Source organism: Pedobacter sp. Leaf250 (assembly GCF_920984735.1).
Classification (GTDB): Bacteria; Bacteroidota; Bacteroidia; order Sphingobacteriales; family Sphingobacteriaceae; genus Pedobacter.
In genome coordinates, this window is record NZ_CAKLBU010000013.1 from 59,924 (window position 1) to 74,910 (window position 14,987).

Here is a 14,987-nt window from a genome sequence, read left to right on the forward strand (position 1 = left end):
TTGGGGTTAATGTTTTTATTCGCCTTGTGGAGAACTGTGCTATTTTTAAACCTGCTGGGTTTGGAAATTCTTTTAAACAAAAAAGCCTGAATTTTAAAAATCCAGGCTTTTTATAAAAGGTTTTGAGTTATAATTTTATCTCTTCATCTTTTGATGAGATGAAATGAAACTCGTTTAAGTAGTACGATGATTGTGATTTCACCTTCACCCATTGGCCATATTTGAAGAACCAACGACGCTGAAGGTTGAAAATGCCTTTTGTTATGTAAGCTTCTATGTAAGGGTGCACGCAAAGGGTCACACCTTTTTCATTCTGCTCACGTAAAATATAATTCAGGTTATTTTCAATATCATCCATTAAAACGATACTCGCTTTAATTTCGCCAGTGCCTCCGCAGGCTGGGCATTTTTCTACCGTAACAATATTCATCTCCGGACGCACACGTTGTCTGGTGATTTGAACCAAACCAAATTTACTTGGAGGTAAAATGGTGTGCTTCGCTCTATCCAATAACATCAGCTCACGCAAATAATCGAATAGCATTTTACGGTTTGTTGGCTTGTGCATATCGATAAAATCGATGACCACAATGCCGCCCATATCACGCAAGCGCAATTGACGGGCAATTTCTTTCGCCGCCTCTTTGTTTACCTGTAAAGCATTTTCCTCTTGGTTTTCTTTACTGGCAGTACGGTTTCCACTGTTCACATCTATTACGTGAAGTGCTTCGGTATGTTCTACAACTAAGTAGGCGCCACCCGGTAAATTTACTGTTTTGCCAAAAGCATTTTTAATTTGCTTTTCTATTCCAAAATGATCGAAAATGGGTTCTTTTTGCTTATAAAGCTTCACGATCTTTTCCATTTCTGGAGAAATATCGTGTACATAAGAACGGATATCATCGAACAGCTCGGGTGTGCTCACGTAAACGTTTGTAAAATCAGGATTCAGAATATCACGAATTAACGTAGATGATCTGTCCATTTCGCCCCAAACTCTTTTTGAAGGTTCGGTAGAAGGTACTTTCTTAATGAAGTTTTCCCATTTTGCAATCAAATCCAAAAGATCTTTTTGCATTTCGGCAACTCCACGTCCTTCAGAAACGGTTCTGATAATTACCCCAAAATTTTGAGGTTTAATACTTTCGATAATCTTTTTTAAACGATTACGTTCGGTATTGCTTTTAATTTTTTTTGATACAGATATGGTATTGGAGAATGGCACCAGTACCACATACCTGCCGGCAATCGAAATGTCGGAGCTTAAACGAGGTCCTTTAGTAGAAATTGGTTCTTTAGCAATTTGTACCGGTAGGAGCATGTTTTTCGCCAGCACATCAGAAATTTTGCCCGCCTTATTTATATCGGCTTCGAGCTTTAAATTATCTAATAATGTGCCTGTAACCGAGCCATTACGCTTGATCTTCGTTAGCTTAATTAAAGATTGCACCTGAGGGCCCAAATCAAAATAATGCAAAAATGCATCTTTTTCATAACCAACATCCACGAAAGCAGCATTCAGGCCGGGCATAATTTTTTTAATGCGGCCTAAATAAATATCGCCTACGGCGTAGTTATTATTGATTTGTTCTTTGTGAAGCTCAACAAGTTGTTTGTCTTCAATCAACGCTATGGTAACTCCGGCAGGAGTCGAATTGATAATTAATTCTTTTACCAACAGCTACAGATTTAAGGCTTTCGCCTATTAACAAATGGATAGTAAACGAGAAAAAAAACTTTGATATAGCGCTATTAATGGATTAAAAAAATACATAAATACTTTAAACCTCATAACATTAGCTATGAGGTTTAAAGGGCTTTTATCAAAATAAGAAATCTATTTTTTCTTATGTCTGTTTTTTCTTAAACGTTTTTTACGTTTGTGGGTAGCCATTTTATGTCTTTTTCTTTTTTTACCGCTTGGCATAGTTTTAAGTTTTAAATGTTTTTATTAATCCGTTAATTAATTTTTATTCTTTAGTTCGGCCACTTTTTTATCAATGAAAGAAGATAAAGTCGGGTTAGCCGCTAATTTTTTGCTGTCTAAATAAGCATTCACTGCTTCTTTGTTTCTGCCTAAATTTTCTAAAGCTGTCCCTAAATAGAAATAGGCTTCAGGGGTTGGAGCAGTAGCAATTACCGTATTAAAACGCGGAATCGCCTTGTCGAACTGACCTGATTTAATAGAGAAAATACCTAGATTCATATTTGCTTTAACATTTTTAGGTTCTTTAGCAACGACTTCAAGCAGCATTGCAATACCTTGCATTGGTGCGCCTAAGCCGTTTACTATTGTTACACCTAAGCCAGTTTTAGCTTCAATGTTTGTAGAGTCTTTCTCTAATGCATTTTTGTAGGATGTATTCGCCTTCTGTAATAATGCAGGTTGTGCTAAACTATCCTGTGTACTTTCAAAAGCTTTTATAAATTGATTGCCTGCTGCTACCCATGTTTTTGTTGTGGGTTCGCCTTGCGCAACTATCTCTAAATAAAGTGCTGATGGAGTAATTTGCTCTACATCGTCCCATTTCTGAGCCAACTGTTTTGCTAATTCAATTTTTTCAGTACCATTTGATCCTTTGTAACTGTTTTCTAATGCTGTAATATCTGTAGCTAAATTTTTATTCAGTACATTTTTCGCGGCAGTAGATGAAGTTTCTAGGCTCAACACTGATGAAGCTGATGGTGTTTCTGCTCCAGCCATTTGGCCAGTTGCAGGCATTTTGCCATTTTCTTCTGTTGGTTTTACTAAACCTTTTATGTCTCTTGTAAATAGAAAAGCAACAAGCAATAAAACTGCTCCAATAATAATGATTTGTTTTGATCTTGTGCTGCTATTCATAAAAAAGGACTTAGGCTTCTACACTAATTTTTTTTGAGTTGCTTTTAACTTTATCAACAAAAACTTTTGCTGGCTTAAAGCTAGGTACAAAGTGTTCTGGGATAATTATTGCAGTGTTTTTAGAGATGTTTCTAGCAGTTTTTTGTGCTCTCTTTTTAACAACAAAGCTTCCGAAGCCTCTTACATAAACATTTTCACCGCCAATCATACTCGTTTTGATAACCTTGAAAAATGCCTCAACTGTTTCCTGTACATCAACCTTCTCAATTCCGGTTTTTGTTGATATTTCTGAAATAATATCTGCCTTAGTCATATTTACTTATTTATATATATTGTGTTTTAATATTACTACTGTTTTGGGGTTGCAAAAGTATTGCTTTTTAATGAGATAGGGAAATAAAAGATGATTTTTTTATCAGTTAAGTTATCACTCTAATGCAAGTTTTTTTTTAAACCGATAATTACACCGTAATTTGCAGTAATGACATTCCAAAATGAATTGATAAACTGGTATCAATTAAACAAAAGAGATTTACCTTGGCGACATACAAAAGATGCATATACCATCTGGTTATCAGAGATTATACTGCAACAAACACGTGTTGAACAGGGCTTACCATACTTCAATAAATTTGTAGAAAATTTTCCAACTGTACAGGATTTTGCATCAGCTACTGAAACCCAGGTTTTGAAGCTTTGGCAGGGTTTAGGTTATTATTCCCGGGGTAGGAATATGCATGCTACTGCACAAATTGTAGTCAATAATTTTGATGGAATCTTCCCAAATCTACATGATGAGTTGTTAAAATTAAAGGGAATTGGAGAATATACTGCGGCTGCAATTTCCTCTTTTTCATCAGGCGAAGCCCGAGCTGTTGTAGACGGAAATGTGTTTAGAGTTCTAGCTCGTTACTTTGGTATCGATACACCAATTAATTCTCCGGCGGGTAAAAAGCAGTTTTTTAAACTTGCCAATGAACTGCTCTATCGTGAAGATTCTGCATTGTACAATCAAGCTATAATGGAGTTTGGTGCAATACAATGTAAACCTAAATCTCCAAACTGCAGCATCTGCCCGCTAAACCAAGGATGTTTTGCATTAAGAAATAGCATGGTTAATGTATTACCTGTTAAGATTAAAAAGGCAGCACAAAAACATCGGTTTTTGAATTACTTTATATGTAGAAAGGATGATCAGATTGTAGTAAGGGAGCGTAAAGCAGGTGATATTTGGCAGCATTTGTACGATTTTCCCAGTATAGAATTTGATGAAAATATAGACTGGAAGGATTTATCATTCCAAACTAAAGTGGCAGAGTTATTTGGTGAGGATGTTATTTTAGCGTTTTTAACAAGCAAAAGGCATATTTTAACGCACCAAATTATCCATTTACATTTTTTTGCATTAAAAAATTATATATTTAACTTTAGTAAACAAAAGGAACTTAATTGGGTTTCTTTACATAAGCTAGATGAGTTGCCGCAACCGAAAGTTATTCACGATTTTATAAATGAATATCTTACACCTTAACAGGATGGAGTAACTAACCATTTTGCGATAGATCATTAGAAACAAAAAAAACTAACCAAAAATATTTATGTCTGGCATCAACAAAGTTATTTTAGTAGGCCATTTAGGCAAAGACCCTGAAGTTCGCCATTTAGACGGCGGTGTAACAGTAGCAAGTTTTCCTTTAGCTACTTCAGAAACCTATAACAAGGATGGAAAGAGAGTAGAACAAACAGAATGGCATAATATTGTATTGTGGCGTGGACTTGCCGAGGTAGCCTCTAAGTATTTGCAAAAAGGTAAGCTTGTTTACATTGAAGGGAAATTACGGACAAGATCATTCGAAGATAAAGAGAAGGTGAAAAAGTATGTAACTGAAATTGTAGCAGAAAATTTTACCATGTTGGGTAGGAAAAGTGATTTTGAACAAAGCCCAAATGCTGCAGTATCGCAAAGTAGCGATTCTAAAATTCAAGATGAATATACTATTGGGCCATCAGATGAAAATGGAGATCTACCCTTCTAAATATCATTATGGGGCATAAAAATAAATTAGGCCATCAACTTTTTATATTTTCCATTTTACTTCTAATTATAAATGATTTTTATTTAAAATATACTTTTCACAATTCATTTACGGGAAAGCTATCAGATTTTGTTGGTCTGTTTGCTTTCCCTTTTTTCTGGAGTATAGTTTTTCCTAAAAGAGTAAAGACAGTGCATTTTATTACGCTTATTCTGTTTTTATTTTGGAAATCCGAGTTCTCGCAACCTTTAATTGATTATATAAATTTATCAGGTTTAAAAACTTTCCGAACGGTAGACTATACTGATTGTATGGCGCTTGGAAGCATCTTGCTGTCATACTGGATAATTCGTGAGCCATTTCATTTTAACAGTAAACCTATTTTTAAGAAATTATTGTTTGGATTATCTCTTTTTGCTTTCGTTGCAACTACTCAAAAAAAGGATGCACCCACTTATGAAGATGGTTTCAAATCAATTGATGTGTACAATCAAGGGAGTAAAAAACTTAAATTAATCGTTGATTTTAAATATTCAGAGCAATTACTTAAAGAAGATAGCCCATTAAATAACGAATTTAATCGAATTGATACTCTAGATTTACCTGCAGGAGGTAGTGAAAGAATCATCACGCCCATTTTGCAGGTTGATAGTGCAAATTTCCCCATCAATTTTAATATAACTGTTTTAGACTCTTTAGGCAATAAGCTTAAAGTTTATTCTAAAGAAACGTTTTTGAAAGCAGCCACAGTAGATTACAAAAGCGAATTTGGAGATGAATATTCATCATCCTGGAGTCTCATTGTTGGTGATAAAATACCGGATAAATTAAAAGTTTACAAGATTTACGGTCGTTGGAAAACAGAATCTTCTGTAAAGAGAATGCACACATTTGAGATAAGAGAGCAATACTATTACGATGTAGATCCAGATAGTGATTTAGCCAAATACGAAATTCAGGACAGCTCAATTATAATATCCTATCCGAAAATGAGAAGACAGGGTAAAATAGTAGAGTTGGATGGCAGAAATTTAACCATTAAATGGGAGGATAAGGGAATGTTGAAGTACCATAAACTTTATGAATAGACCCACTCGTTTCCGAGCGGGTCCTGATTTTTATTTATTCTACTGTTACAGATTTAGCCAAATTTCTAGGTTGATCAACATTACAGCCTCTCATCACCGCAATATGATACGATAATAATTGTAAAGGAATGGTAGCCAAGAGCGGTAAGAATGCCTCATTCGCATCAGGAATTTCAATGCAATAATCAGCCATTTTCTTCACTTCTGTATCGCCTTGCGTTACAATAGCGATAACTTTTCCTTTTCTTGCTTTGACCTCTTGAATATTACTAATTACTTTCTCATAAGATGAATTTTGTGTAGCGATAAACACTACAGGCATTTCCTCGTCGATTAATGCGATAGGTCCGTGCTTCATCTCTGCGGCAGGATAACCTTCAGCATGAATGTAAGAGATTTCCTTAAGTTTTAATGCGCCTTCTAAAGCAACAGGAAAACCACTTCCTCTTCCTAAAAATAAACAATTTGTCGAATCCTTTATTTTTTCGGCAACCTCTTTAATGATATCATTTGATTCAAGTGCTTGCTGAATTTTCTCTGGGATGTTATCCAGTTCTGTCAACAATTCAATCATCTTCGAAGTGGTAATGGTTCCCTTTTGTTGGGCCATGTAAAAGGCCATCAGCGTTAATACTGTTACCTGTGCGGTAAATGCTTTTGTTGACGCTACTCCTATTTCTGGTCCGGCATGCGTGTAAACACCTGCATGTGATAATCTAGGAATGGATGCACCAGCAACATTACAAATGCCAAAAATAGTTGCTCCACGTTCTTTTGCCATCTCTATGGCAGCCATAGTATCGGCAGTTTCACCAGATTGAGAAATGGCGATTACCACATCCTTCTCTGTAATGATTGGATTACGGTATCTAAATTCTGAAGCATATTCTACCTCTACAGGAATTCTGGCATATTCTTCAATTAAATACTCACCAACCAAACCAGCATGCCACGATGTTCCGCAGGCAACAATAATAATTCTATCTATGTTTTTGAGTTTCTCAGCAAATTCTTTGATCCCGCCCAGTTGAACTTTACCTTCTTCAGGGTAAATACGGCCACGCATACAATCTTTTATCGATCGGGGTTGCTCATATATTTCTTTAAGCATGAAATGATCAAATCCTCCTTTTTCAAGCATTTCTAGTTTTAGTTCCAGCTCTTGAATTAATGGAGTTTGAACAACATTGTCCAATTGCTTAACCAAAAGATCATTTTTGGTGATCAGTGCAATTTCATTATCTTTTAGATAAATTACATTTTTTGTATATTCAATAATTGGAGTAGCATCAGATGCAATGAAATATTCTCCCTTGCCAACGCCAATTACCATAGGACTGCCCTTTCTTGCGGCAATAAGTCGATCGGGATTTTCTTTGTCCATAATCACGATAGCATAGGCACCGCTCACTTGGTGTAGCGACAAACGAACTGCCTCCAATAAATCAATTTGTTCTATTTTTTGAATTTCTTCAATTAAATGGATCAGGACTTCTGTGTCAGTATCGCTATTAAATTTATGCCCACGTCCAAGTAATTCTTCTTTCAGCGTGGCATAGTTTTCAATAATTCCATTATGAATGATAGAAAGCTTCCCATTATTAGAGGTGTGAGGATGAGAATTTCGATCTGAGGGAACTCCATGGGTTGCCCATCTGGTATGGCCTATACCGATAGATCCTGTACGATCCTGATTTTCGGCAAAATCTTCGAGAACTGCAACTTTCCCGGCTTTTTTATAAATTTGTTGCCCGCTTTCATTCATTAGGGCGATGCCAGCACTATCGTAACCGCGGTATTCTAATCTTTTTAAACCTTTTAATACAATTGGCCAAGCTTCTCTATAGCCTATGTAGCCTACTATTCCACACATATTTTTGAGATATTATAAATCGCTACTAATATACTAAACAAACGTTTGTTTTAAGCCCAAAGGAACTGTAATGCAAAAAAAAAGCCTTGACCATCTTATAATGATCAAGGCTTCTAAATGATTAAATTCCTTAATTTATTTTGGTGTAATAAATATTCAGTTTGATTTTATTGGTAGTATTTCCTGCTGATCCTATTACAGCTCTACCAGCTGATGTTACATCTGGCGACACATAAAAATTGGTCGGTGATGCTGGTGTAACCAATGAGGTTGGTGCTAAAAATGTACCATAATCAGTTAATTTTTTATCAATAAGATCTTGCACATATGAGGTTACGATAAATACATATCTGTTCTTTATTGAATCAAAGTATCCATCGAAATAAGGACCGGTAATTGAAGACCTAGGATCAGTTGGATTGTTGTCTGGTAAAAAGGTTGGTTGTTCAGCGATATCCCAACGATAAAGTGAAAGTCTTTGTGCAGGCGCAAATGGATTAGCAAATGTACCAGCACTTAACTCAACAACTAATTCTGCTTTATTTACTAATGCTTTACCATATGTATTAGTAAAGTTAGTTAATGATGGAAAAGAAATTTTAGTTTTAACACCAGCTAAAGCCTGTAAATAAGTCACATTATATTGTGTATTTGCATTGGCAGGAAGGAGTTGGGTAGCAATTTCGGTTCCCGAGTAATCGTGTTTAATGTTTGCAGCAGCATTCGAAGTAGAAATTGGAAAATTTACACTTACCGTATCTTTTCCGTTAGAGGTGTTCGTTTTTTTATACACCAATTGTAAATAAGAACTTGCACTAGCGAAGTTTAAAAATGCTACACCACCAGCGCCTGTAGTGTTTTGTTTATTTACTTGGGCATATAATCCTTTAAAATAATCAATAAACTTAGCTTCTGTAGAAGTTGCTGTAGGCGCAAGGTTTAATATCGTTGACTGAACAAAATTATTATCAAGTTTAATTCTGATTTGAGCTTTAACAGTTTTTAAGGTGTCGGCTTTTCCAGTAACAATATCCGTTACTTTTATTGGTGTTTTTGGGAAAATTTTACTGTTAAAACTTCCTAACAATTGAGCATTGTGAGCTTGCACATCAGAACTTTTATATGTTGTAAGTTTGTTGGTAAGCTGATAAACATCAATACTATATTTTGTATTTGCTGTATCGCCATAAAATTGTGTACCAAGGTTTAATACCAAAATTGCCGAATCTAAAACGGGTGATGTTCCGAAATCTTTACTAAGAACATCAGGAACAATAGTCATTGATAGATTTGATTCAGTTTTGCCGAAAATTGGATCAACCATGTACCCAAGTGGATAAGCACTTAACCCTGAAGTATTCACATCGCCTTCTTTAATAGTTTGCGATTTAATTGGTTCGTTGTTTACTAAAGTTCCCGTGATAGCAGTACCTGGATCAACATCTAAACCAACACCATCCGGATTTTTACACGATGCAAAAAGAAAAAGACTTATCAACAGGGTTAATAAGTCTTGTTTTGTAAATTTCATATTTAAAATAATAATACCTAATTAAGCAAGAGAAACCAATTCGTCATTTGAAATTTCTTCGTAAAAGTTATAGAAGTTTTCAAAATTCTCGGTTAAGTTAAAAGCTAATGTTGGCTTATTGGAATCTTTAACAAATTTTAACACATCTTTGTTCAGGTTTTCATCTGCTAAAACAATTGCATCAGAGTGAGTTACAGCGCCAATATGCATGCTATTGCAGTCTGATGGTAAGAATGCTTTAGTGTCATCCTCTGTCATATGTGCCATTACTGCCTTTTTAGAGAAATTAGCATTTAATTTTTCTTCAAAGCAATCTTCATAAATAGAATACACAACTTTAGAATTTTTAAAAGTTGGATCGTTTTTATAAGTTGTTTTAATGTAAGCAGGAACTAGAGAACTCATCCAACCATGACAGTGAACGATATCTGGAGCCCAGCCTAATTTTTTTACGGTTTCTAATGCGCCTTTGCAGAAGAAAATTGTACGTTCATCGTTATCATCAAAGAATTTTCCGCTAGCATCTCTAAACACTTGTTTGCGTTGGAAATACTCTTCATTGTCTAAGAAATAAACCTGCATGCGTGCAGCTGGGATGGATGCTACTTTAATAATTAAGGGATTATCATTGTCATCAATAATGATGTTCATTCCCGATAAGCGGATTACTTCGTGTAAACGATTTCTTCTTTCGTTGATGTTACCAAACTTAGGCATCAAGATGCGGATTTCGAATCCTTTCTCTTGCATCGCCTGTGGTAGTTGACGTGTGATTTCAGAAATTTTAGTAAGCTCGAGGAAAGGCGACATCTCGTGTGTAACAATCAGCAGCTTCGTTTTTGCCATCTCCATATTCTAAGAAAATATTAAGTTAAATAAAAGATAATGAGCTGCAAAGGTAAGCATAATAATACTATTTATCAATATAGGCAAGCATTTGTTTGGTTTCGTTTAGATTATTTTACACCTTTACCGCTTTAACTTAGATTGTCCAATTGGAAATATTTAAAACCAAATCAGCGCTTAAGGCTTTCTTAAAACCTTTAAAAGCATCGGGTAAAAAAATAGCACTTGTGCCAACCATGGGTGCTTTGCATAATGGTCACATTTCACTTATCGATCTTGCAAAAGAAAATGCCGACACTATTATATGTAGCATTTTTGTAAACCCAACTCAATTTACCGATCCAAAGGATTTGGAAAAATATCCCCGACCTATTGAACACGATTTAGCCATGCTTGAAGCCGCAGGGTGTAGTGGTGTTTTTATGCCCGATGTAAATGAGATGTATCCGCAGGGGGGAGACGAAAATTGGCATATTGACTTAGGAAATGCAGAATTTTTATTGGAAGGTGCATTTAGAAAAGGACATTATCAGGGTGTAACCCAAATTGTTAAAAAACTCTTTGATGCTGTTGAGCCCGATGTTGCCATGTTTGGGCAAAAAGATTTTCAACAGGTGCTGATGATTAAAAATATGTTAGCCTATTTTAAACTTCCCATTACCATTATTACCTGTCCGATTATTCGTGAGGAGGATGGGTTGGCCATGAGTAGCCGCAATATTCATTTATCTACAGTTGATCGCAAACACTCTTTAGTACTAAGCCAATCTCTTCAGTTTGTTGTAGATCATTTTGATAATTATTCGCTAAAAGAATTAGAGGATAAGGCGAAATCATTTTATAAAAATATTGATGGCGTGGAATTAGATTACTTTACCATTGCAAACGGCGAAACACTTATGCCTGCCAACTCAAAAGAAGAGCACAATTTGGTTGCTCTCGTTGCTGCCAAGGTTGGATCAACGCGTTTGATCGATAATATGATTATAAAATGATGTAAGATATGAGAGGTAAGATGCCTGTGTCAGCTTATGATCATTCATTTTCCATATTATATCTTCTATTACCTAAACTCCAAACTGATTACTAACTTTGCTAAATGGTTATTACAATATTAAAATCGAAAATACACCGTGTTAAAGTAACACAAGCTGAATTAAATTATGTTGGCAGTATTACGATAGACGAAGATTTGATGGATGCAGCTAACATTATCGCTAATGAAAAGGTGCAAATCGTAAATAATAACAACGGTGCCCGTTTCGAAACTTATGTAATTAAAGGCGAACGTGGAACCGGCACCATTTGTTTAAATGGTGCAACAGCTCGTTTGGCGCAACTTGGTGATATTTTAATCATTATGTCTTATGGTGCGCTTCCAATTGAAGATGCTAAAAAATACAATCCAATACTTGTTTTTCCAGATGATAATAACCACTTGCTAAAATAACCTTGTGACATTCGATCTCAAAACAGCGCTAAAGTATATTCTCCTGTTTTTAATAGGAATAGTAGTTTTATACTTAGCATTTCGAGGTCAGGATTTAGAGAGGATTTGGTTTGAAATTAAAACAGCCAACTATTTTTGGATTAGTGCATCAGCTTCTGCTGTACTAATTGCGCATGTATTGCGGGCATTACGATGGCAAATGCTGTACAAATCTCTTCACTACAAGGTTACTTTATCGAATGCTTATCACGCCGTAATGATTGGGTATCTGGCGAATTTAGCACTGCCTCGTTTTGGCGAAATTGGTAGATGTTCAGTAATTCACGAAGCTGAAAGGGTGCCAATGTTTGCTTCGATTGGTACTGTAATTACCGAGCGGCTTGTTGATGTACTGGTACTTTTACTCACAGCCATCGCGATGATAATTTTTCAATATCATGTCGTATCAGGTTTTTTATACAAAGCCATTTATATTAATCTGATAAGTAAAATTTCTTCTTTAAATTATCTTTGGATAACCATTATTGTGATTTTACTGCTTTCTACTGTTGTAGTTGCTGTATATCTTCTTCGTCAAAAATTTAGTAAAAAGCTATTAAGGATATTTGTAAACCTTCGTCAAGGCTTTGGCTCATATGGTAAGTTAAAGCAAAAAGGCTTATTTCTTACATACACGCTTGCGATTTGGGTTTTTTATTGTTTATCTATGTATTTTGCATTTTCGGCAATCCGGGCAACGGCTGATTTAAGTTTTAATGCTGCGTTTACTGCAGTTGTATTTTCTGGTTTTGCCATGGCAGCCCCAGTACAAGGTGGAATAGGTGTTTTCCATTGGATGGTTGCCCAATCGCTAGTATTGTATGGTATCTCCTTTAAAGATGGATTAGCTTATGCAACTATCATTCACTCCTCACAAGTTTTACTAATCTTAATTCTTGGAAGTTTAAGTTTATTGATCATCTTAACAAAGAAAAAAATCCATTAATTTTTTCTTTCTCTTTTAAATTGAGGTATGTTATCTTCTACTGTCACCCTTCTGAATACATTTCTTATTTGATCAGTATAATAGTTAAAGTAATACTTTCCGTTATTAACTTAATAGCCCTTAGCCACAATCATCAAAAATAATACTATGCAGCCATAGCATTATTAATCTTAAATTGGTACATTTGATTTACTAACCTTTTATACATAAATGTTATGCATTTCGAACTAAGTGAAGAGCAATTAATGATTCAACAAGCTGCCCGCGATTTTGCACAGCAAGAACTAAAACCTGGAGTAATTGAGAGAGATGAACATCAAAAATTTCCTGTCGAGCAAGTAAAAAAACTGGGAGAGCTTGGTTTTTTGGGAATGATGGTCAACGAAAAATACAATGGTAGCGGATTGGATGCAATTTCTTATGTTTTGGTGATGGAGGAGCTTTCTAAAATCGATGCTTCTGCATCAGTTGTGGTTTCCGTTAACAATTCTTTGGTTTGTTATGGTTTAGAAGCTTATGCCAGCGAAGAACAAAAGGAGAAATATTTGAAGCCATTGGCATCAGGAGAAAAAATTGGAGCTTTTTGTCTTTCGGAGCCCGAAGCTGGATCTGATGCAACCTCGCAAAGAACTACGGCTGAAGATAAGGGCGATTATTATCTGTTAAACGGGACTAAAAACTGGATTACTAATGGAAATTCGGCCTCAACTTATCTGGTCATCGCACAAACCCACCCGGAATTAAGACATAAAGGCATTAATGCTTTCATTGTAGAGAAAGGAATGGAAGGATTTACCATTGGTCCGAAAGAGAATAAGTTAGGAATTCGTGGTTCGGATACACATTCTTTAATGTTTAATGATGTTAAAGTACCAAAAGAAAACAGAATTGGAGAAGATGGCTTCGGTTTTAAATTTGCTATGAAAACATTGGAAGGTGGCAGGATTGGGATTGCGGCACAGGCATTAGGCATTGCCCAGGGAGCGTTTGAATTGGCCACGCAATATGCAAAGGAACGTAAATCGTTCGGAAAGCCTATTTCAGAACATCAGGCCATTGCCTTTAAATTAGCAGATATGGCTACGCAAATAGAAGCGGCAAGATTGCTGGTTTACAAAGCGGCCTGGTTAAAAGATCAAGGTTTGCCTTACACTCAAGCAGGTTCCATGGCTAAATTATTTGCATCAAAAGTTGCAATGGATATAACCATTGAAGCGGTTCAGGTACATGGCGGTTATGGTTTTGTAAAAGAATACCACGTAGAGCGTTTAATGCGTGATGCCAAAATTACTCAAATTTATGAGGGTACTTCGGAGATACAAAAAATGGTGATTTCGCGAGAAGTTATAAGATAAATTAAATGATGGAAGATGTAAAATGGATAATGGAATTTGATTACCCATTTTCCATCTAACATCTTCCATCCTTAACTATTCTTTTTCTCCGGCAATTGCACCAAAAATTGCTTTAATCAGGGCAACAATGATGGCTAAAAAAGCAGCTGCTAAGAAACCTGATGTATTAAATGAGGTCATCATATTATCTACCAATAAAATCATTAAAACAGTAATGATAAAAGATACCAATCCCAACGTTAGGAAGTTAATCGGGAAAGTAAGTAATCTTAAAATGAACCCAATAGTAGCGTTTGCTAATGCAATTAAGATTGCCGCAATAAGTGCGCTGGTGTAGCCAGAAACCTCAACTCCAGGCACCAGTTTTGCTCCAATAAAAAACGCCAATCCCATCAAAAGGATTTCAATAATTAATCTCATAATGTTTAATTTTGTGAATGTTTAAAAGCTTATTTAAATTTTCGGTTTTTGTTGTAATAACATCAGTTATTATTTCATGTTCAGGTACAAACAATAAACCAATAATTAAGTTTTCCAGGGATAGTACATCAATTATAATTAAAAATTTCGATGAGGCAAGCTTAATGCAAGTTAGAAATGCATATTCAAATCAAGCCAATTCAAATAATTTAGTTGCAGTACTAAGGCAGGCTGGTGAATTAGATAGTTTGCAAGATGATATTTTGGTTTCAGGAAATTTTAAAATGTACGGCGATTCTCTTGTTTTCGTTCCAGAAAAGCCTTTTATCAAAGGAAATAATTACTTAATAGAAAGTTTTATTGATGTGCAATTCGGAAATGCCGGAAAATTGATTTCAGGCAATGCTAATTACAATTTGAAGCCACAAAAACAAATACTTAAGCGGTAATAATCAGTAGAATAATTAAAGCAGGTGTTTGATTTTTCATATAAATTTCTTACATTTGCATCGTAATCGAAGAAAAGAGAAGGGGACCGTGTCCCCTTTTTCTATGAAATCA

15 protein-coding genes are annotated in these 14,987 nt (G+C 35.4%); 8 read left to right on the forward strand and 7 right to left on the reverse strand.

Annotated features, from left to right (window positions below):
- Window positions 1-127: 127 nt before the first annotated feature.
- From LUA91_RS13060 to LUA91_RS13075, 3 genes are all read right to left on the reverse strand, one after another.
- A complete protein-coding gene (locus LUA91_RS13060; protein ID WP_231426497.1) occupies window positions 128-1,678 on the reverse strand; it encodes an Rne/Rng family ribonuclease in 1,551 nt (516 codons plus the stop codon).
- A gap of 285 nt (window positions 1,679-1,963) precedes the next feature.
- Complete coding sequence (locus LUA91_RS13070; RefSeq protein WP_231426498.1) at window positions 1,964-2,842, reverse strand: M48 family metallopeptidase; 879 nt, start codon at window positions 2,840-2,842, stop codon at window positions 1,964-1,966.
- A gap of 10 nt (window positions 2,843-2,852) precedes the next feature.
- The gene (locus LUA91_RS13075) at window positions 2,853-3,155 is read right to left on the reverse strand and encodes an HU family DNA-binding protein (protein WP_010601128.1); all 303 of its coding nucleotides are present in this window, start codon (window positions 3,153-3,155) and stop codon (window positions 2,853-2,855) included.
- A gap of 168 nt (window positions 3,156-3,323) precedes the next feature.
- Here LUA91_RS13075 and mutY point away from each other — a divergent pair, with 168 nt between their 5' ends.
- From mutY to LUA91_RS13090, 3 genes are all read left to right on the forward strand, one after another.
- Window positions 3,324-4,373 carry an A/G-specific adenine glycosylase gene (mutY, locus tag LUA91_RS13080; RefSeq protein WP_231426499.1) on the forward strand — a complete coding sequence of 350 codons (1,050 nt, stop codon included), beginning with the start codon at window positions 3,324-3,326 and terminating at the stop codon, window positions 4,371-4,373.
- A gap of 67 nt (window positions 4,374-4,440) precedes the next feature.
- Window positions 4,441-4,878, forward strand: coding sequence for a single-stranded DNA-binding protein (locus LUA91_RS13085; protein WP_231426500.1), 438 nt, complete (start codon window positions 4,441-4,443; stop codon window positions 4,876-4,878).
- Window positions 4,879-5,189: 311 nt separating this feature from the next.
- Complete coding sequence (locus tag LUA91_RS13090; protein ID WP_231426501.1) at window positions 5,190-5,966, forward strand: hypothetical protein; 777 nt, start codon at window positions 5,190-5,192, stop codon at window positions 5,964-5,966.
- A 34-nt stretch (window positions 5,967-6,000) separates the two neighbouring features.
- Here the strand turns inward: LUA91_RS13090 and glmS are convergent, their stop codons facing one another.
- The 3 genes from glmS to LUA91_RS13105 all read right to left on the reverse strand — a co-directional run bounded on the left by glmS (window position 6,001) and on the right by LUA91_RS13105 (window position 10,216).
- A complete protein-coding gene (glmS, locus tag LUA91_RS13095) occupies window positions 6,001-7,839 on the reverse strand; it encodes a glutamine--fructose-6-phosphate transaminase (isomerizing) (protein ID WP_231426502.1) in 1,839 nt (612 codons plus the stop codon).
- A gap of 130 nt (window positions 7,840-7,969) precedes the next feature.
- Window positions 7,970-9,370, reverse strand: a complete 1,401-nt coding sequence (locus tag LUA91_RS13100; RefSeq protein ID WP_231426503.1) for a DUF4270 domain-containing protein — start codon at window positions 9,368-9,370, stop codon at window positions 7,970-7,972.
- A gap of 21 nt (window positions 9,371-9,391) precedes the next feature.
- Window positions 9,392-10,216, reverse strand: coding sequence for a glycogen/starch synthase (locus LUA91_RS13105; RefSeq protein WP_231426504.1), 825 nt, complete (start codon window positions 10,214-10,216; stop codon window positions 9,392-9,394).
- Window positions 10,217-10,365: 149 nt separating this feature from the next.
- On the opposite strand from LUA91_RS13105, the gene panC reads away from it, so the two are divergent.
- The 4 genes from panC (at window position 10,366) to LUA91_RS13125 (ending at window position 14,006) form a co-directional block, all read left to right on the forward strand.
- A complete protein-coding gene (gene panC, locus LUA91_RS13110; RefSeq protein ID WP_231426505.1) occupies window positions 10,366-11,211 on the forward strand; it encodes a pantoate--beta-alanine ligase in 846 nt (281 codons plus the stop codon).
- A gap of 104 nt (window positions 11,212-11,315) precedes the next feature.
- A complete protein-coding gene (gene panD / locus LUA91_RS13115; RefSeq protein ID WP_131556200.1) occupies window positions 11,316-11,666 on the forward strand; it encodes an aspartate 1-decarboxylase in 351 nt (116 codons plus the stop codon).
- Between the two features lie 4 nt (window positions 11,667-11,670).
- Window positions 11,671-12,651: a lysylphosphatidylglycerol synthase transmembrane domain-containing protein gene (locus LUA91_RS13120; RefSeq protein WP_231426506.1), complete on the forward strand. Its 981-nt coding sequence runs from the start codon at window positions 11,671-11,673 to the stop codon at window positions 12,649-12,651.
- A gap of 215 nt (window positions 12,652-12,866) precedes the next feature.
- A complete protein-coding gene (locus tag LUA91_RS13125; protein WP_231426507.1) occupies window positions 12,867-14,006 on the forward strand; it encodes an acyl-CoA dehydrogenase in 1,140 nt (379 codons plus the stop codon).
- Between the two features lie 75 nt (window positions 14,007-14,081).
- Here the strand turns inward: LUA91_RS13125 and LUA91_RS13130 are convergent, their stop codons facing one another.
- Window positions 14,082-14,426 (reverse strand): phage holin family protein, encoded by a 345-nt coding sequence (locus LUA91_RS13130; RefSeq protein ID WP_231426508.1) that lies wholly within the window; start codon window positions 14,424-14,426, stop codon window positions 14,082-14,084.
- A gap of 17 nt (window positions 14,427-14,443) precedes the next feature.
- Between LUA91_RS13130 and LUA91_RS13135 the strand changes: the two genes are divergently transcribed.
- On the forward strand, window positions 14,444-14,875 hold the full coding sequence (locus LUA91_RS13135; RefSeq protein ID WP_231426509.1) for a hypothetical protein: 432 nt from the start codon (window positions 14,444-14,446) through the stop codon (window positions 14,873-14,875).
- Window positions 14,876-14,987: the final 112 nt, after the last annotated feature.

Excerpts from the sequence above, each read along its gene's own strand:
- LUA91_RS13070 (WP_231426498.1), bottom strand. The coding sequence starts at position 2,842 with ATGAATAGCAGCACAAGATCAAAACAAATCATTATTATTGGAGCAGTT.
- LUA91_RS13075 (WP_010601128.1), bottom strand. The coding sequence starts at position 3,155 with ATGACTAAGGCAGATATTATTTCAGAAATATCAACAAAAACCGGAATT.
- mutY (WP_231426499.1), top strand. The coding sequence starts at position 3,324 with ATGACATTCCAAAATGAATTGATAAACTGGTATCAATTAAACAAAAGA.
- LUA91_RS13085 (WP_231426500.1), top strand. The coding sequence starts at position 4,441 with ATGTCTGGCATCAACAAAGTTATTTTAGTAGGCCATTTAGGCAAAGAC.
- LUA91_RS13090 (WP_231426501.1), top strand. The coding sequence starts at position 5,190 with ATGGCGCTTGGAAGCATCTTGCTGTCATACTGGATAATTCGTGAGCCA.
- glmS (WP_231426502.1), bottom strand. The coding sequence starts at position 7,839 with ATGTGTGGAATAGTAGGCTACATAGGCTATAGAGAAGCTTGGCCAATT.
- LUA91_RS13100 (WP_231426503.1), bottom strand. The coding sequence starts at position 9,370 with ATGAAATTTACAAAACAAGACTTATTAACCCTGTTGATAAGTCTTTTT.
- LUA91_RS13105 (WP_231426504.1), bottom strand. The coding sequence starts at position 10,216 with ATGGCAAAAACGAAGCTGCTGATTGTTACACACGAGATGTCGCCTTTC.
- panD (WP_131556200.1), top strand. The coding sequence starts at position 11,316 with ATGGTTATTACAATATTAAAATCGAAAATACACCGTGTTAAAGTAACA.
- LUA91_RS13125 (WP_231426507.1), top strand. The coding sequence starts at position 12,867 with ATGCATTTCGAACTAAGTGAAGAGCAATTAATGATTCAACAAGCTGCC.
- LUA91_RS13130 (WP_231426508.1), bottom strand. The coding sequence starts at position 14,426 with ATGAGATTAATTATTGAAATCCTTTTGATGGGATTGGCGTTTTTTATT.
- LUA91_RS13135 (WP_231426509.1), top strand. The coding sequence starts at position 14,444 with ATGTTTAAAAGCTTATTTAAATTTTCGGTTTTTGTTGTAATAACATCA.